Below are 17,611 nucleotides of genomic sequence, written 5' to 3'. Positions count from 1 at the left end.
CCCGAAAAGTCGTCGAATATCCGTCGAATATGCGCCAGCGAACATCGGCGAACTCCGCCACACTAAATCAGTGATCCGATTAGCTCTCTGTTCTAGCCAACGTGACGCGCAGAGCGAATCGCGGTCAGAAAGTGCGAGAGTTGGCTCTGAGACTATTCTTGGTTCGAATTCGCTGCTGCGATCGGATGCCAATGTACCCCGCTTTCGCTTTCGTTCTCGGGCGTGACCAACATGTGGTCGGGCAGTGGCCAATGCGTTCGATGATGTCCGATCTTGTATGGCACCATCGTCTCAGTGATCGCCCACGTCTCGTTCTCTCGCGTGGTTGCTTCCGGAACAAAATAGTTCGCGTAAACCCATCTGAGGCGTGAGGTCGCCGGCGCAAAAGTTCTGGCTTGCATCGTGTTGAAGAAGTGACGAGCGAAATCAACTTCCGGTCCCGCCGAGCTCTCGACGCCAACGTGAATTACCCCCGGACGGTCGCTCGGAAGCTGACGCTCTGCGTTGGCGATGGTGCTACGAAAGTGACGCGCCTTTTGACGTACGGCAACTTCGGATTCACTGACCCAGCTGACCACGCTCGCTTGGTAAACAGCGTCGGCATATGTGGGCCTCAAAGGCGCCGGACGCCATTTGGCTGCCATGCTGTGATCGGCCGAATGATCATAGTGTCCGGCCAGAAGTTCGATCATCCGACTTCCATCAAAATAGACGTAGTCTTTTGCGAGAATTCGCCGAAGCAACGTCCAGTTTATGGGTCGCACTCTTCCGGTCGCCACCTCGTCCTTCCAAGGTGCCAGCGATCGCCGCTCGATGGTCTGTCTCACGTGTCGCACGAGATAGTCGTCCGCGACTTCGCGCAGCTCGACTTGGTACTTCACCTCGACAATGACGGATTCGCCTAGCTCCAGGCATAGTTGATGGATGGGTTGTGCAAGCCGCGTGCCCCGCAACTTCTCGTTCGCGGCGTAGGTTGAAGGCATCAGGCGCTTGCACTCTGCCGCCCAGCGGCTTCCTGTCCTGAAAACGTGCAGGTCCGGGGTTCGTCCGCGCCCGGGAGTTTCCGGCACGAACTCGACCCGTCTCCAACCTCTGCGTCGGTAGGCAAGGGCGACGAGCATCTCGAAAATGCTGCTGTCAGGTTGGCGTCTCTCCTGTAACATCATGCGAGCCGCTCGCTCTTCGACCCCCTTCACGCTGAGCAGAAGTTTCAGCTCTTTGCCGATGCGCGTAAGGAAGGGCACAACTCGCATTGTGCCCTCAAGGCGTCCACAGGGCCCGGTCGGTGGCAAAGGTCTCTGCCTGCAGTATGTACCAAGCGGCCGTATCTACCGGGTCATACAACGGTCCCATTATGCCGGCGCGCATGCGGTCTTGGGCAGCAAGAAGATTGGTCTTCGCGACGTCCAGCCTCTGCTCCATCTCTTTGCGAGGAACGAACGACTTCAGCCAGGCAACTGCCAGCATCAATTCGTCATCGCGCCAATCCTGGTTAGTGCGCGGCGCGGTCCAATCTGGATTGTTCGCTTTCATGCTGGGAAATTCGACATTGCCACTAGGCTAAGACCGACCATTGTGTGGCAACTGTGACCGGGCAAATCGCGTGGCTTTTCGTGATCCGAACGCGGGGATTCCTGGAGCGATACTTATTGTACGTTTAGTTTACAATGATCCGGTCATTGGAGGCGAGCAATGGATTTTGGTGGGGGTACGAAGAGAGATATAGCCGTCCATGAGGCCGGCCATGCAGTTGCCCGCGTTTTATCGATAGGTCGCGTAGGCGTCACCAATGAAAACGCGATCCGGTGGATCGAAATGGAGGAGGGCACTCCACACTGCTCCGTGTTCGAGCTGCCCCTTAATATGCCGGGCCTTAAGGAGTTCGGGGAGCGCGCAGGCATAAGGGAAGGCACCCGGTGGACGGTGGAGCAATGGCGCAAGCTATTTTCGTATATGGGCATCGATCCATTGGAATGGGCGAGCGTGCGAGTTTTTGAGCTTACTGCTGGGGCGGCGGCACAAGCGAAATTTATAGACGCTTCCTTTCATTTGGTTTGGCATGATTACGGGTGCAGCGATGACCGTCAGACCGTCATCGAGACTTGTCAAAGGATCGGCTTGAACGGATCAGAGGCAACAAGGCTCTTCGCAGAGCAAGCTGAACAAGCATGCATCGCAATGGATAACACCGACGTGTGGCGCGCAGTGCTAGCTTTAGCCGAACGATTGCCAACCACTGGCCGAATGCCGGGCAGCACGGTTATTTCGATCGTTCAAAATGCATTGCGGGCCTTGTGAGCAAGACGCATCGCGAGACAATCCTACTGGCAACCGATGCCTTCCTTGGCCCAACGCACATTGCCGCGATTGCTCGAATGGGGACGGACAGTCCGGAGTGAGGTCTAGAATCCGGCAGAGTCGCAGAGCGAAGGTCTTCCTTGGAAGCGAATCCCGGACGAGCAAAGATCACGGGACAATTCGCGCTAATTGTTGAAAATTTCGGCGCACGGCTCTAGATTCGACTCATGCCGCCTCCGTCGGCTAGGCCGCTGCCCTGGCAAAGGACTTTTGGTCCAACGACTACTCAATCATCAGCTCTCGCGACCGCTTCCCCTCTTTCGGCCGATGAGACGAGCAGCGCGTCTTGACCCGGCCGAGATGAAGGACGCTCGCATGTTCTCGACGCTCGAAGGCGCAAAGAAATTCGCCAAGAATCTCAAATCGTTGTTTGACGATAGCGGGATCATTTTTCCGCTTAATCGCTGCCAGAAGGCCGCCGCGATCGCAGGCGGCTTTCGAGATTGGCACGACCTCAGCAGATCGTTGGCAGGGTCGGATCGACCCGTCGATCCTGGCGCGTTTCGCCGCAGGCTGATCGCGTTTCTGCCCCAGCCATGCTGGATACCCGTATTGTTTTGGTTGGATGATGGGAAACTGGAGACAATTGACGGCGAAGGACTCTCGCACAACTATTACCGCGCCGTCGCGCCCTACGTGTTTTCGTCGTCTGTCATTCACCGAACCAAGTCCGCTCTGCTTCGGCCCGGCTCCAGTCCCGGACAGCGGTTGCGGGAATCGATGGTCGTCTCTCTCTTGCTCGGAGGAAGAGGCAGCAAGATATTGATCCCACAGCTCGAGCCGGACACCTTAGCGCTCGTCGTTTCCGGCGACACGGCAGATCTTTTCGGGGTCGATGCGGAGCATCCTCGGTTCGAGAAGGATTTCGCCTCTCTCGTGGCGGCCGGCATATTTGAATACCAAGATGGCATCCTGCGGGTCCTGCCGGCGGACAGAGACGAGGTCGCTGCGCACGCGGCCAGAGGGTTCACCGACCGCGCACAGTATTTCGCTGGCGTCGGAGACGAGGCAGTGGAAGCGCTCGCCGTGGCGCTCTCCGCAACCGGAATTGAGCAGCCCACGCGTGTAGCGGAAGCTGGCGCCGACAAAGGCTCGGAGACACAAATCACACCGCCTGGGCCAATCCTCGAACTGTTGTCCAAGCTTGCAGAGGATGGAGAACTGGTTGCCGTTTACCGAGCTTGGCGGGTGTTTGAAATGATCCATCCAGAGAGCGCCGACTTACTGCGCGACTCGGTGCCGGATAAGATCTTGTCACCCTATCTCGTCCGAAACCGCGGGATCGATGCCGGGAGGATGGTCGGATGGATGTCGACAAGATCAGAATGGACAGAAGCGGCGAAGGCCGCTCTGCATGATCCGGCACACTTTAAGAAGACGGTCGACGAGATGGCGGACGCGATAGCGGAGACGCGTTAGACGGCGGGAACTGCGTCGCCTTAAAGATTCGCGATTTCGGCAGCGATCGGGTATCGCTGCCTTCAGTCCGGCGATAGGGCGCGAAATGCTAATCCATACTGTAGTCGTCGATGGGCCTTTAGCACTGCGAATGCGGCGCCTTGATGCGGCTCGCGAAGGGGCCACGGGTCGGCAAGTCCTGACGCTGCCGCTTCTCGCCGCACGCCTTGCCGGCGGCTTCGTTTCGCCAGCCTCGCACGAGGTCTTGTACCTGGCTATCAGGCAGGGGCTCGAGGTGGGCGGATACGAGGACATTGGCAAGGTTGCCGAACTGCCGGGGATGCCCGCGGCTGCGCTATCGGCGCTCCGGGACTGGTGGGACATGGAGGCCCCGGCTTCTTTGCCCGACAATGCCCGCCTTAGGGACTTTGTGTTGCTCGAACGCCGCGTCCGAGAGGAACTGCCGTCTGGAATGCTGACGCCTCCCGATTTGGTCAGAGCTGCCTTGGCGCGAATTCGTTTCGCTCCCAAAGTACTCGGCGCCGTCACTATTCAAGACGTCGCTAATATCCAGGCCGTTTGGTATCCGCTCATCCATGCGCTTTGCGATGTCGTACCGGTGCGATGGATTGCATCGCAGCACAGCCGGCGCGACTGGTTCTCTGGGGACATCCAAACGCGTCCATCCGGCACAGCATTGCTTGGCTCTGCAGACCTCTGTGCCGATCCGCGAAACGAAGTGCGGGAATCTTTGCGTTGGGCGCGCGCGCTTGTGGCGGACGGAAAAGCCGCGCCCCACGAGGTCGCCATTTCGGCTGCCTCGCCGTCGGCTTGGGACGATGCGTTTCTGGTTCTCTCGCGTGAGGCAGGGATGCCCGTGCATTTCACGCACGGCATTCCGGCGCTAGCGACCCGTGAAGGGCAGGCCTGCGCTGCACTCGCGGACATCCTGCTACGCGGGCTGTCTCAGGAACGTGTGAGGCTCCTATTTGCCCGGCTGCCGCGCGGCCCAGCCAAGGATAAGTTGCCCAGTGACTGGGCTAAGGGCTTGCGGCGAAGCGCGGCGCTGACAAGTCCGACGCTTTGGCGTCATGCTCTGGAGCAAACTCGAGACGAACGGGCAAATGGTGACCTTACGGAACGGACATTGTTGCCGATTCTCGAAGACTTGGCCGGCGGGATTGCATTGTCAGAGGGAGTAGGGCGCCGTCTTTTGAAGGGGCAGGCGCTGAGCCTGTGGCGGGATGCTTTGCGCATGGCGCCCCCACAGGCAATCGAGCTCTCCCTGCAGGCTCTGCGCGTTGCCGACGGACGCGAGCCGGGAAATTCTATCGCGTGGGGACCCGCCCGTCACTTGGCGGCGGCCCCGCGCGCATATATTCGCCTCGTCGGGCTGGATGCGAACGCGTGGCCCAGACGGTCGAACGAGAACCCGTTGCTACCACAACATCTGCTTGGGCAATTACGACTTCCGTCCGCTGAAGCAGCAGAAATGGACCGGATTATGCATGACATCATCGTCGGCCAATCGACCAACTACTCGCTGTCACGCGCCTATAGGAGTGCGACTGGATCGCTGCAAGCAGCCAGTACGTTGTGGCCGAGAAAAGCAGAGCGCATCATCGGGCGGAGCGCGATACCCCCGCATGCTTTCAGCGAAAGCGATCGGCTCTACGCCCGGCCCGTCGATGCGGGCAAGGATCCCCAAGTGCGTGCAAGTCGTGCCTGTTGGCGCGCATGGTGGGATGGTGAGCAACACACGGCTCATGACGGGAAGGTTCGTGCCAACCACCCGCTCGTTGTCGATGCCCTTGCTGAAGTCCAATCCACGACCTCTCTCCATCGACTTCTATGCGATCCGTTGGGGTTCGTCTGGGAGTACGCCCTGCACTGGCGTGAGCCGAATCTAGACCCCCAGCCCCTCGCTCTAACCCATCGCGCTTTCGGCGAGCTCGTTCACGCTCTTATTGCGGGCGTGTTGCGGATTGGCGCGCCCAAAAATATCGATGAGATTGAGATTGCCCTAGATCGAGAGGTGGACAGTCTTACCGAAAGCTGGCCTCTCACCAGAGCCGTTCCACCGGGCCTTCTCTGGCGCCACACAGTGGAGATGGCACGCGAGAGAGCGCTGCGAGGACTCAAAGATGCAATCGACGAACCGCGCGGCAGGAGCTGGACCGAGCTTTCGTTTGGCGAGCCCGATAAAGGAGCTCATCCGTGGACCACGCTCTCGCCGGTCCAGATCGGAAAGACCGGAATTGTCTTCCGTGGACGAATTGATCGACTTGATGAAGACGCGGCACGCGGCGCGGCAGTCGTCACGGACTATAAGGTTGGGGCGGCGCCGGAGCGGAAGAAGCCAGTCGTGTTCGATCGTGGCGCAGAACTCCAGCGCGTCTTTTACGGCCTCGCCGTGCGGTCTCTCCTTGCTGATGTTCGGAGCGTGAGCTCGCAGCTGACTTATCTAAAGCACGAGCCGGCGCGGACGCTAAGCCTTACGAACGAGGAACTTGAGAAGGCGATTGACCAGGCGGTTGCATTCACGGCCTCAGGCGTTCAACTGCAACGCAACGGCCAGATTGCGCCAGGACCTGCGCCTGTATTCTTTGATCCGCTTGCTATCGCCCTGCCAGCTGAGCTTGATGCTTACCGTCGCGTAAAGCGTCGTCTATTTGCTGGGGTGAACAGCGCGCTAGACAAACTTTGGAGTAGCCCGTGAGCGTACCTGATCTCGATGCCCGCAGACGCGCGCTCACTGATTTTGAGACCAACATGCTGGTCGAGGCTGCGGCGGGCACTGGCAAGACGTCATTGATGGCCGCGCGCGTCGCGATGATGATCGCAAGCGGGGTTGATCCTTCAAAAATTGCAGCCATCACCTTCACCGAACCGGCGGCGAGCGAGTTGGAGGCACGGATACGCTGGACGGTCGAGGAGCTTCGCCATGGAAGGACGCCGCCCGCACTCGCCGGAATTCTCTCACTGCCGTTAGACCTAGCGGAGCGCGCGCATCTTGATGAGGCCGCGCCACGCATCGGAGAAATCACTGCCACGACCATCCATGGGTTTTGCCAAGGAATTCTTCGTTCGCACGGGATAGAAGTGGGCCTCGATCCTGGTTCGCGTGTTGTGGACGCGATCATTGCCAATGCACTCTTTGACGAAGTGCTCGCGACTTGGCTGAAGGAGAGGTTGGTGCCTGACGAAACAGACGGCGGTCCCATCGGTGTCCTTGCCAAGGATGACCCGTTGGGGGTAGTCGAGCGGGTCCGCGAACTTGCCATCCTCCGGCGAGAGCATCGCAGCGCGACCGTGCCGGCGCCGGATTTCTCAACTCGCCCGGACAAAACGTTCGCGGAAGCCGTCTCTGCCTTTGCCCGCTGGCATGTCGCGGGACCAGGAGATACGTGGACGGCAGGTCTCATCGCGGATCTTGAACGTCTTTCTTCGTTCTTCGCCGGCGATCACGCCACCGCGGGCTTTTCCGCGTTGTGGCGCCTGACCCAGCCGCCCCGTATCGGCATGATGCGGCAAAGAAGCATCGACTTGCTGGCTTATGACAGGATGCGCGCTTGGAAGCAGAGTCTTGGCGAGACGGATGGACGGCGTCGCGCAAATGAAGCGGTCGAACACTTCGAGACGGTTCGCGCCGCGTATCGAACGTTGATTGGCTGCATTGCGCAAGGTCTGGCGCATGAACTGGATGCGCATCTAACCGGGGTGATCGAGGCCTACGACCGGCGCAAGCGAGAAGCGGCCGTTCTCGATTTCGACGACTTGCTACGTCAGGCGCGGGCGCTTGTTTGCGAGAACCCCGAAATTCGCGCTTGGCTCGCCGGCCGGTATGCCTACCTGCTCGTCGATGAATTCCAGGATACCGATCCCGTGCAGGCGGAAATCGTTTTCTGCCTCGCTGCGCGTTCGCAGCCGGCGACTTGGAGCAGCGCAAGCTTGCGGCCAGGAGCGCTCTTTTTGGTAGGAGACCCCAAACAAGCAATCTATCGATTTCGCGGTGCTGACGTTGAGTCTTACGCCCTCGCGAAGTCCGTACTTGGAACAGCCGGCAACGGCTGCGTACTTTCTATCACCGCGAACTTCAGATCCCGGCCGGACGTCATCACGCACGTCAACCACGTGTTCAGTGACGTTCTTGGAGGGGCGGGACAACCGGGTTTCGTCCCGCTCGCGCCGACCCTTATGCTCCCGCCACTGCCGATCAGTGCGGCGGCGAAGCTGACGATCCATGTTCCGCGTGATGCCAACGCGGAGGAACAGCGCGAAGCGGAGGCGGAAGCTGTTGCCAGCCTGTGCGCGCGCCTGATCGGCGCCCTGAAGATCCATCATCCGGATGGAACTGAGCGATACTTGCGTGCAGGCGACATAGCGCTGCTTGCTCCTACACACACCGATCTCTGGCGTTACGAACGCGCTCTCGAAGCGCACCGCATCGCGGTCGCCTCCCAGGCAGGTCACGCGCTCTTCCGGCGCCAGGAGCTTCAGGACATGCTCGTCCTGGTTCGCGCGCTGTCGGATCCGCTCGACACTCTGGCTTTCGGCGCGCTAATGCGAGGTCCGGCTGTCGGACTCACCGATGAAGACTTGCTTGATATTACGGCGGCTCTCTCACCCGACCAAGATGGGCGCCGGCGCTTTCAGTTGCGGACCTCAGCGGACGAGGTCGTCAACCCCCTCGCAAAGGATGTTCTGTTGAAGCTCCAGGCGCTGCATCGCCTTGCCGCCGAACTCACGCCGATGCAGCTCATCGCCTTCGCAATCGAGCGCCTGAAACTGAGAGTGATCATGGCGGCTAGGCATGGCCAGCGCAACGCGCGCGCGCTCGCAAACCTTGATGCCATCGTCGAACTCGCCAGACCCTACAATGTTGCCGGACTGCGCGCGTTCGCGCTCGATCTCCAGCGAGGATGGCAGAGCAAGCGCCGGCATTCAGAAGGGAGAGTCGATGCGTCCGAGGACTCGGTGGAGATCGTCACCATGCACAGCGCCAAGGGGCTGGAATGGCCCGTGGTGATCACCGTGAATTCGTCGACGCAGTTCAAGCCCCAGGATCAGTTCGTCTATAGGCAATCAGACGATACAATTCACTGGATCGTCGGAGGGATCGAGCCGCCCGAACTGGTTACCGCCCGTGAAGAGGAGGAATTTCGCGAAGCGCGGCAACGCGAGCGGCTCTGGTACGTCGCAACGACGCGCGCCCGAGATCTCTTGGTGATCCCTGATCTGCCTGGCGCTCCCTCGCGATCGTGGTCGCGGGTGATGAATCTGGGGCAGAAGCGACTTTCCGAGATCCGAGCTGACGCGTTGCCCGAGCCTGTTATGAGCGCGTCGCAATCCATGGCCAACGATCAGACAGTGGCGATATTTGCAGCAGAAAACCAGCGATTGGTGGCTGCTTCGCCGCCGATTGTATGGGACCGTCCGAGCGACCGCGATGCTGATCGCAGCGCCGACCTTGTTGATGCATTCGTAGTCGATCCGGCGACCGACGTGACGGCGCGGATTGTAGGAGCGGGCGCCCTCCGGGGTACGATCCTGCACAAGCTTATGGAAGAGCTACTCACGGGGGAACTTGAGCAAGTTCGTGAAGGGGCTACTCTTCGCGCGACCGAGTTGCTTGCTCAACTACAATCCGATGACGCGACGGATGCCGAAAGGCCAGACGCGGTCGAGATGGCCGAGGTGGCGCTGCGCACATTGGCCCTGCCGGAGCTCGCGCCCTTCCTCGCGCTACTGGTGCCCGAAGTTCCGCTCTGGGCGGCAAACCCGCCGCGTTATCTTGCGGGTCGTGCGGATGCTGCCGCAATCGAGGGAGAGCGCATCGCACTCGTCATCGACTGGAAGTCCGACGTAAACCCCACGGCGGCGGCACACAGTGCACATGTGGCGCAACTGCGCGACTATCTGAGCGTCACAGGGGCCGAGCGAGGCGCTATCGTCTACATGTCCGCAGCACAAGTTTCGTGGGTCGAACCTCCGTAGCGCGGCTTACCAGGGCGGATTGAGAATTGGCGATGGAGAGCAAACCACGACTCGGCGCGAGCCACGGCTCATTGCGACGTAGAGATTGCGCGCGTTGAGAGCGCTCCCATTGAGAATGACCGAGATGTCGGCTTCGAGACCTTTGAGTAGCAAGGTACTTCCGACGGAACGCTTGGCGAGCGGCCGGCCGATGAGCCGAGAGTATTCTCGGATCGTCACCGTCGCCTCTCGAAACGATGGCCCGTCGGGAGAGGTTGCAAGTTGCAGAGCCCGCTGTGCGGCCGCCAGCACTGCAGGACGGTAACATCGAACTCCACCGGCGCGATTGATGGCGGAAAGGAGATCTGCGACATCTGCAAGCGACCGCGACGCTTCAAAACTCATGCCCGCTTGCTCGATACCGGACAGAGGTCGTCCCAGATTCCCGGTACGGGCTGCCGCAACCGACCGTACTAGGTCGTCTGCGGAAAAGGCGCTCATCAAGCTCTCCGCAAAATGGGCCACGGTGGAGAGCGCTTCGGGTCTCGCAAGGTCGAGGGCACTCCCAAAATCCGTAAGGTCGCGCAGGTCCACAGCCTCGACCGTCACGGCTCCTTCGACTTGGCGGGCGAAACGTTGCTGTCCCCGAGGGTCCGTGCTGTCGCCGATGATCAAAACCTTCGTGTCGCCTGGCGCGGCGACCGCGGCCGCAGCCTGCCGCAGGGCATCGTCCTGGCGGCCATCGAGCTGAACCCACTGCACGCTGCCGGGTGCGTTCCGAAGATCGATTGGTTTGCCTGCCGCAAGGTCGGGTCGTATCGATAGCAACCATTGACCCAGATCGTGCGCGCCTGCGTTGTTCCACCTCCACGGCGTGGCAAGTTCTCGCACTTTCGGAAAGAACGAGAGTACGTCCTTCTGCCAATCTGCCAGCGGATCAGCGCCGAATCCAAAGATGGCCTGGAACGGATCTCCAACGATGGCTGTGGGCAGACTTTGAGCCAACCAGGTTACAAGGGCGTGCTGGCGGATCGAGCAGTCCTGGTACTCATCTACAAATAGTTGCGCGAAACTGGCCGCGAGAATGTCATAAAGATGCCCGGCAGCAACAAGCCGCGCTGCCGCGTCACGAATGGCTTCATAATTCGGCCGGGCGGCTGTTACGATTCGCGGATCGTGCCCGGCTCGCTGAGGAAACGTCGAAATGAGCCGGATCGCGAAGCCGTCGAGCGTTGCAGCCCGGTAGGAGCTTGGCTTTACACCTGCTCTATCGAGGCGGCCGCGGAGCGCTGCGACCCCCGCATTGGTGTGTGTCAGCACCAAGATTGGCTTTGGCCCGTCATGCCTTGCCAGAGCATCGCTGATGAGCTGGGTCTTGCCGCAGCCGGCCGGGGCTATCACCAGCCCACGGCCTATCGTGCGCAGGTCGATTTCAGCGGCCGTCATCTGCGACCCAGTCGAGAACGCCATCCATGACGTTAGTAAGGCTGGCATCGGCCTCATCGTAGGCGGGACCGACAATACGCTGCCCCGCCGTTTCCATCGTGGTGATGGTCTTTAGCCAACCGAAGCGCGCCGCCGCGTCCCCGAGAAGGGCACGGCTGGCGGGGCTGAGGCTGCCAAAGAGCGCCTCGGTTTCCAGATCGTGGAGCGTCCTTGTGCCGCTGGAAATTGTTTTGACATGCGCTTCAATCAACGCGCGGTCTTTCACCTCAATGGCGAGATTCAGGAGTTGGCTCGCGGGCCCGTTCGGGAGTGCGGCGAACAGTTCCTGTTCGAGGGCACGACCGCCGCCCCATGCGAACACCTTGCCGCCGCCAGCAACAAAGGCAGCTTCGGCACCCGGTGGGGCGGGTTTGTCGCTGTCTCGCAGGATCGCTGTTCGGTAGCCCAGAGACTGCAGAGCGATGGCGCGGCTGAAGGTTTCATCGCCGTTGCCGTTCACCAAAGTTGCACCACAAGCTGCATGCGATTTTTCGCCGGCAGCAGTGAAGTGCTGATCCAGACCGCGCATCAAGCCGATTTCGCTTCCGCCCTCGCACACCACAATCGAGGAGGCGAGCAGCGCATGGGCGTGGGCGCGGATCGTGCCCTGTACGTTCCCGGCGTCGCTGGCACAGCGGACGGTATGCTGCCCGCCATTCCTGCGGACGATATGAAGCTGGTGGGCGTTGAGCTCGGTCACGGCAATCGGCGAGTGGCTTGTGGCAAAAACCTGTAGCGGGGGCAAGTCTTCCTTTGCGCCCAGCGCGCCGAGCAGGCGAATGATTCGGTGCGGCTCGAGCCCATATTCCAGTTCGTCGATCAGAAACGTCGTCGCCATCTCGGCCGCCTTCCGCTGCAGGGCGGCGATCAGCAGCCGCGACGAACCAAGCCCGAGAGCCCGTAGCGGCACACCCCCTTCATCATGAAGCGAGATGGTGCCGCCTGTGAAAGTGACCGAACCGGCATCGATCAACGCCTGCACGGCCTTTCCGACGGGGACGCCCATATCGCCTGCCGCTGCCGTGACGAGTTTGAGAGGCTCCGCGAGCTCTTCGAGTTCCTTTTGGTCAAAGGCGTCGCGCATCTCACGAGCTGCCCGTGTCAGCTCCTTTGATGCGTCCGCCTTGCCGTCTGTCAGCTTGGTCAGCACAGACCCTCTCCGCCACGTCAGATGCATGCCCCCCGTGACGCCGAGTCTGGCTGGAGCTATATGCGTGCGATCGGCCCAGTTAAGATTGCGGACCCGACCTGAAGCCTGGGCACGCGGCGAGACAAGCGTCCATTCCGGCTCGAGGTCGTCCTGAACTGTGAGCTGGAGGGTCAGGGCGGTTTCGAGCCCGGCACCGGGTTCCGGTTCCACCAACCCGGTGGCTGCATCGAAGCCCACGAGGAAGTCGCCATACGCGTCCATGTTCTTCAGGGGGTCATCGAGAGCGCCAAGTGTCACCGCAATGCGGATCGCGCGGCCGAAATCAAGAGCGTGGAAATCGGCGTCAGTGAAGGAAAGCGATCGGCGCGCGCCGAGGCAAAGATCGATGGCATCAAGAATCGTCGACTTGCCGCTGTCGCCTGGTCCGATCAGGCAATTTATCCCAGGACCAGGTACCCAGCGAAGCGTCTTCACCGCTCGAAAATTCTCAATCTCAAGCACACGGATCAGCGCCATTGGGCGTTCTTTCTGCTCGTTCGTCAGGGGAATACGCACCGAACGGGCAGAATTCCGCCGCCGTCGGCCAGCCACACCAGCCGAGATGAACTTGACTTACAATGCAAATGCATTACATCGGATGATATTGAGATGCAAGGAGCGGGTCATGGCCAAGACGGCTGAAATCCTCGAAATCCCCGCCACCATCACCGAGCGCGGCCAGACGACTGTGCCGGCCGCTATCCGTAAGATGCTGGCTCTCGGCAAGCGTGACCAGGTCGTGTTCCGTGGCCTCGCTGACGGCACTGTCGTCATCGCGAAGAAGCAGAGGCGTGAAGCCGAAGCCGACCCTGTGATAGGCACGTTCCTCGAATTCTTGGCACGTGACATGGCTCATGAGCCAGCGCGAATTCGATCGGTGCCGAAGTCGCTGGTTGCGCGAGGAAAGGGCTTGGTCAAGGGTGTCAAGGTCGATCTCGACGCAACGCTCCCGGATGACGAAGGGTGAGCGACGACACCGTCGAAATCAATGGTTGGAAAATCTATGCGCACCCGCTTTTCCTCGATCAACTCGAGGCGATGATCGAAAAAGTCGAGCGAGCGCGCAAAAAGGATCCAAAGGACTATAAGAAGAAGCGCGCCGCAAAGCTCCTTGCGGCGGTGCTGAAGGTCGCATTCGAGGATATTCCCGGCGATCCAACCCGGGACATCTATCGTCAGGGCGCCACGCTGGGCGATGAACATAAGCACTGGTTCCGTGCGAAATTTCTGCAGCAGTATCGACTATTTTTTCGCTACCAGCGATCCGCTGACGCCAAGGTCATTGTGCTGGCTTGGGTCAATGATGACTCGACGCTGCGCGCCTACGAGAGCGCCAATGATGCCTACGCCGTGTTCCGGAAGATGCTGAAGCGCGGCAACCCGCCGGACGATTGGACGAAACTTAGCGAATCAGCTCGAGCGCCCGACGCCAAGCACCGTCTTCGGAACACAGCGGGATCGCAGAAGTAACAGCTTCGGATTGCCGTCGCTCGACGAGCGGGCTGAAACCCTGGGACTGCCAGGCGGCGGACAAATTGGGGGATGTCGTGAAACTGAGTCTAAGAGAGATTCATCCAGGATGCATCGCAGTCCATTGCGAAGCCGATCCTGGCATTTACCAATCTCTCAAGCCGGATGAGCCGGTCCCGAACCCGCTGCCCAGCAAGGATGTCATTTGGTTCGATGCCACTAAGTCGACAATTATCATTCGACCCATTATCACATATCCGTCCGAGCGATATTTTGAAGCGAAGTACGGCCAGCTTGAAGAGATCGTCCTGGAAGGTTTTGATTTCGAGCTACCCGAGGATGAACACGCCATACACGATGTGCTCTTCCAACTTCCTACCGGCTTGATCAAGAATATCGAAGCTGGCCTTGGATTTCCAAAAGAATATAGTTCAATCGTTGACAGTATCGAGGAGCTCGACGACGTCACAAGCCTAATCATCACAAAGCGAGGGGTGACCCGCCTCGACGGCGCGTGTTTTCATCTCGCTTACCGCGAATTCGAAACACTGCGCTTATCGTTGGCGCGTATCACACGAGGGTATCAACGCGAGGGACGAATAGACAGGGCGATCAAATCCCATAATGCCCTGTTGACAACGCTGGACCCTGAGCGATTCCCGGAAAAGCGGCGAGCGCTCAAGAAAGACACAATCTCCAATTTGCTGGTTGGTCGCGATTACTCTAAGTCCGAGCTCTCAAAACGCGATCGGGTCGGCATGGTCGCTGCAATTCGCTCGAGCGCTCCGACGATCGCGACCGAAACGCCCGATGTGTTGTATGGACTTCAACGCGATATCGAGCTCGTTAGCCTCGATGTTCTAATCGAGCGGTTTCGGGAAATGATCGACAAGAAGCTGCCCGAGAGCGCTTGGCAGAAGCTATTTGCTTCGAACCCGTTCATATTGTCGTTGCTGTTTGGCTATCCGATCGTGGAGGTGCTTGGACAGGCTCATGTGGGAGGGGCGGCTTTGACTGGACGAGGCGGAAAGATCGCCGACTTTCTCGTCAAGAATGAAGGAACCAACAATGTGGCGTTGGTCGAAATCAAGACACCGCACACTCAGCTGCTCGGAAGGGAATTTCGCGGCGGCGTCTATCCAGCTTCGGGCGATCTTGTGGGTTCGGTTGCCCAAGTTCTCGACCAACGCTATCAATTCCAAAAGAATATCGCGCAGATCAAGGATGCAAGTGAGATCGCCAACATAGTATCTTACTCCGTTGATTGCGTGGTTGTTGCGGGGAAAACCCCGGAAGGAAAAGCCGAGCAGAAGTGTTTGGAATTATTCCGCCGTAGCATGAAGGACGTTCAGATTTACGCGTTCGACGAGCTCTTGCAGAAGCTGGTTCAGCTTCGCGACTTTCTCGCCAGCGACGAAGCCACTGAACGATAAGTCGAGAAAAAGCAACTCGCTGCAATTAATGGCGACGCCATGGATCCGTTGGCTGCATTGTCCAAAATTGGCCACGCCTTCTTCGCCCGCGACGGCGTGAGGCTTGCCTTTGGCAAGCGGTGGGACGGGGAGATCATTCACATTTCGCAGGCATCGCGTGGCTCGTCATGTGGGTGTCAGTGTCCGGCCAAAAATTGCGGTCGAAAGCTCGTCGCGCGAAAGCCTGACGGTGACATCGCCCATCACTTCGCGCATGCGCCACTCACGGCGGCGGAGCGGGCTGCAGGTATCGCCCCTAGCTGCAAGCACGGCAATATGACGGCGCTTCACCACTATGCTGAGCAACTGCTCAATAGCCGCAAAAGCCTCGTCCTTCCTCCCGTGCAGGCCACGTACGGCGCGCGCACCAGGACAATTCGTCAAGCAAAGACTTTCGTCTTTGACTCAGCTATGCTGGAGACCATGGACGGCGAAACCATTCCGGACGTAATCCTGCGAAAAGGCGATGATCGAATGCAGGTCGAGGTCTATGTGACGCATCGCTGTGGCCCGGAGAAGCGAACGAAGATCGCGGCTGCGGGCATCTCGGCAGTCGAAATTGATCTGTCCGCGCTGTCCCGAGACACGACGATAGCTGGCCTCGACGAGGCAATTCTAACATCGGCTCCGCGCGAATGGATCTACAATCGCAGGGCCGCTCACGTTAGAAATGAACTGGAGCGAATAGCTGGACAGGAAGCAGCTGCGGCGGAAGAGAGGCGTCGAAACCAGATCGAGAAGGTCAAAGCAGCCTACGCTTCCGCCCGACGAAAGGCATTAGGCTATGCCTGGCAGCACTCGCCCCAAGTACGAGCTGTTGCTGCGGCGGGAGATGCCGAGCTCCTCGACGGACCGTCCGTGGGAGAGGGATATTTCACGGTTCATCCCAAGGTATGGCAGGCTGGCATCCTTTGTGACATGGTGCCGCGTTTCGGTGGCGTCACCCCGTTCTCCGTGATCGGAGAATTCCGTACGCGCGGTTGGATCACGGAAGAGTTCGCTAGCCGCAGCCAGAACGAGGACTCGCTTCTGGTGGACGCTAACCTTCCTAAGGGCGGTGCCGAACGGGCCGTGGTCAAGTTCCTGCGATATCTTGCTGTCAAGGGAGTAGTCGAAGATACGGGCTGGGCATGGAAGCAGACGCAGCGGCGATCCGCCGAATTGCATCAGCGCCGTATTGAGCAAGATCGTGCCGATCGAGAGGCTGCACAGCTGGCGGCTCGGCTAGCATCTCTGAAAGGTCTCGGCGAAAGCATAGCCCTCCTTGGATCCGATGTTGAGCGACAGGGCTTCGAAGTCGCATCCTGGATGGAGCACGCGCCGGATGGCCAGCAATCCCTGAAGCAAATCGCTATCAAGGGCGATGCTGCTTGGCAGGCGTTGAAAGGAGCTCTCGCGACCACGCTTGCAGTTCTCAAAGATGAATCTGAGCAGGAGGCCCACGATCTTGGGCTGCCGGTTCGCGGCGTGCTTAAGACGATGCGCTCGATCCACGACAGCCGGGCCGCCCAGCGCAAGGCCCAAGAGGAGGAAGCAGAGCGACTGCAGCGTTTGGAGCGGCTGGAGACAATCACGGCTCTTTCAATATCGTGGATCGGCGATGCCCATTCGAATTGGCTAGAGGCACCACACTCGAACCTCGACGGGATGTCGCCGCGCGAAGCCGCTGCACGATCTGGAGGGTATCTCGAAATTGCAACCCGTCTGCTGCGCAGCTTTCAAGCAGAGTTGATCAAGAAAGCGAAATGGGTGGATGAGCTGGAGCGAGAAGCATCCAAGCTGCTTCCGCGGCCCGATATGCTTCGCCTCTACATGACAGCCGGCGATCCCGAGCTGCCCGGCCTAGTCTCTCCGACCGTCCACACAAAGGACGAGCAAACGATGCGGCAATGTTTGGCGCTTTTGAGGCGTCGTTACGGCAAGCGGTAGTGTCGGTATGCACTGCATCGAGCTCAAGAAGTTTCGCTGGATTGCGCGCCATCGCATTGCCAGCTTCGAGATTTGCCATAATCCTTCAAGGCGCCCAATACGGTTAGGGCGAGTGAAAACGGCTGCAGCCAGCCTGGAAGTTCAGCAACTTGATAACGGCCGTCTTGGCGGCAGAAAAACGAGCGGTTCATTACGGAGAGCCGCCGCGGCTTCCAAATCACGAAGGCCCGGCTGCTGCGGTGACATGTCGATCAAGAACATCAGACCAAGGATCGTTACGCTAAACACCGGAAAATCACGTCCGTCTTTTGCGATCGGAGTGGACGCACTCGTA

The 17,611-nt window shown here is 59.5% G+C and carries 12 protein-coding genes; 8 read left to right on the top strand and 4 right to left on the bottom strand.

What is annotated here, in order from left to right; all coding sequences use genetic code 11:
- Nucleotides 1-152: 152 nt before the first annotated feature.
- Nucleotides 153-1,253 (bottom strand): hypothetical protein, encoded by a 1,101-nt coding sequence (locus tag I6F21_RS20030; protein ID WP_225183380.1) that lies wholly within the window; start codon nucleotides 1,251-1,253, stop codon nucleotides 153-155.
- Nucleotides 1,254-1,260: 7 nt separating this feature from the next.
- Nucleotides 1,261-1,533 carry a hypothetical protein gene (locus I6F21_RS20025; RefSeq protein WP_225183379.1) on the bottom strand — a complete coding sequence of 91 codons (273 nt, stop codon included), beginning with the start codon at nucleotides 1,531-1,533 and terminating at the stop codon, nucleotides 1,261-1,263.
- 159 nt (nucleotides 1,534-1,692) lie between these two features.
- Between I6F21_RS20025 and I6F21_RS20020 the strand changes: the two genes are divergently transcribed.
- The 4 genes from I6F21_RS20020 (at nucleotide 1,693) to I6F21_RS39045 (ending at nucleotide 9,753) form a co-directional block, all read left to right on the top strand.
- Complete coding sequence (locus I6F21_RS20020) at nucleotides 1,693-2,298, top strand: hypothetical protein (protein ID WP_225128673.1); 606 nt, start codon at nucleotides 1,693-1,695, stop codon at nucleotides 2,296-2,298.
- A 375-nt stretch (nucleotides 2,299-2,673) separates the two neighbouring features.
- Nucleotides 2,674-3,777, top strand: coding sequence for a hypothetical protein (locus I6F21_RS20015; RefSeq protein ID WP_225128672.1), 1,104 nt, complete (start codon nucleotides 2,674-2,676; stop codon nucleotides 3,775-3,777).
- Between the two features lie 244 nt (nucleotides 3,778-4,021).
- Nucleotides 4,022-6,475: a PD-(D/E)XK nuclease family protein gene (locus tag I6F21_RS20010; protein ID WP_225183378.1), complete on the top strand. Its 2,454-nt coding sequence runs from the start codon at nucleotides 4,022-4,024 to the stop codon at nucleotides 6,473-6,475.
- Nucleotides 6,472-9,753, top strand: coding sequence for a UvrD-helicase domain-containing protein (locus I6F21_RS39045; protein ID WP_225128670.1), 3,282 nt, complete (start codon nucleotides 6,472-6,474; stop codon nucleotides 9,751-9,753). The genes I6F21_RS20010 and I6F21_RS39045 overlap by 4 nt, the downstream gene beginning before the upstream one ends.
- A gap of 6 nt (nucleotides 9,754-9,759) precedes the next feature.
- Here I6F21_RS39045 and I6F21_RS20000 read toward each other — a convergent pair whose 3' ends face one another.
- Entirely contained in the window at nucleotides 9,760-11,178 is a 1,419-nt protein-coding gene (locus tag I6F21_RS20000; RefSeq protein ID WP_225128669.1) for a UvrD-helicase domain-containing protein, read from the bottom strand.
- Nucleotides 11,165-12,883, bottom strand: coding sequence for an ATP-binding protein (locus I6F21_RS19995; protein ID WP_225128667.1), 1,719 nt, complete (start codon nucleotides 12,881-12,883; stop codon nucleotides 11,165-11,167). Before I6F21_RS19995 ends, I6F21_RS20000 begins: the two co-directional genes overlap by 14 nt.
- 148 nt (nucleotides 12,884-13,031) lie before the next feature.
- Between I6F21_RS19995 and I6F21_RS19990 the strand changes: the two genes are divergently transcribed.
- The 4 genes from I6F21_RS19990 to I6F21_RS19975 all read left to right on the top strand — a co-directional run bounded on the left by I6F21_RS19990 (nucleotide 13,032) and on the right by I6F21_RS19975 (nucleotide 17,277).
- Nucleotides 13,032-13,373, top strand: a complete 342-nt coding sequence (locus I6F21_RS19990) for a type II toxin-antitoxin system PrlF family antitoxin (protein WP_225128665.1) — start codon at nucleotides 13,032-13,034, stop codon at nucleotides 13,371-13,373.
- Entirely contained in the window at nucleotides 13,370-13,876 is a 507-nt protein-coding gene (locus I6F21_RS19985; protein WP_225128664.1) for a type II toxin-antitoxin system YhaV family toxin, read from the top strand. Before I6F21_RS19990 ends, I6F21_RS19985 begins: the two co-directional genes overlap by 4 nt.
- Before the next feature lie 77 nt (nucleotides 13,877-13,953).
- Complete coding sequence (locus tag I6F21_RS19980) at nucleotides 13,954-15,309, top strand: Shedu immune nuclease family protein (protein ID WP_225128663.1); 1,356 nt, start codon at nucleotides 13,954-13,956, stop codon at nucleotides 15,307-15,309.
- Nucleotides 15,310-15,348: 39 nt separating this feature from the next.
- The gene (locus tag I6F21_RS19975; protein WP_225128662.1) at nucleotides 15,349-17,277 is read left to right on the top strand and encodes a hypothetical protein; all 1,929 of its coding nucleotides are present in this window, start codon (nucleotides 15,349-15,351) and stop codon (nucleotides 17,275-17,277) included.
- Nucleotides 17,278-17,611: the final 334 nt, after the last annotated feature.

The sequence above is a fragment of the Bradyrhizobium sp. NBAIM03 genome (assembly GCF_020194055.1).
Classification (GTDB): domain Bacteria; phylum Pseudomonadota; class Alphaproteobacteria; order Rhizobiales; family Xanthobacteraceae; genus Bradyrhizobium; species Bradyrhizobium yuanmingense.
Note: the sequence above shows the minus strand (reverse complement) of the source record. Positions and strands in the feature narration are given on the sequence as shown.

Excerpts from the sequence above, each read along its gene's own strand:
- I6F21_RS20015 (WP_225128672.1), top strand. The coding sequence starts at position 2,674 with ATGTTCTCGACGCTCGAAGGCGCAAAGAAATTCGCCAAGAATCTCAAA.
- I6F21_RS20020 (WP_225128673.1), top strand. The coding sequence starts at position 1,693 with ATGGATTTTGGTGGGGGTACGAAGAGAGATATAGCCGTCCATGAGGCC.
- I6F21_RS20000 (WP_225128669.1), bottom strand. The coding sequence starts at position 11,178 with ATGACGGCCGCTGAAATCGACCTGCGCACGATAGGCCGTGGGCTGGTG.
- I6F21_RS19975 (WP_225128662.1), top strand. The coding sequence starts at position 15,349 with ATGGATCCGTTGGCTGCATTGTCCAAAATTGGCCACGCCTTCTTCGCC.
- I6F21_RS20025 (WP_225183379.1), bottom strand. The coding sequence starts at position 1,533 with ATGAAAGCGAACAATCCAGATTGGACCGCGCCGCGCACTAACCAGGAT.
- I6F21_RS19995 (WP_225128667.1), bottom strand. The coding sequence starts at position 12,883 with ATGGCGCTGATCCGTGTGCTTGAGATTGAGAATTTTCGAGCGGTGAAG.
- I6F21_RS19990 (WP_225128665.1), top strand. The coding sequence starts at position 13,032 with ATGGCCAAGACGGCTGAAATCCTCGAAATCCCCGCCACCATCACCGAG.
- I6F21_RS20030 (WP_225183380.1), bottom strand. The coding sequence starts at position 1,253 with ATGCGAGTTGTGCCCTTCCTTACGCGCATCGGCAAAGAGCTGAAACTT.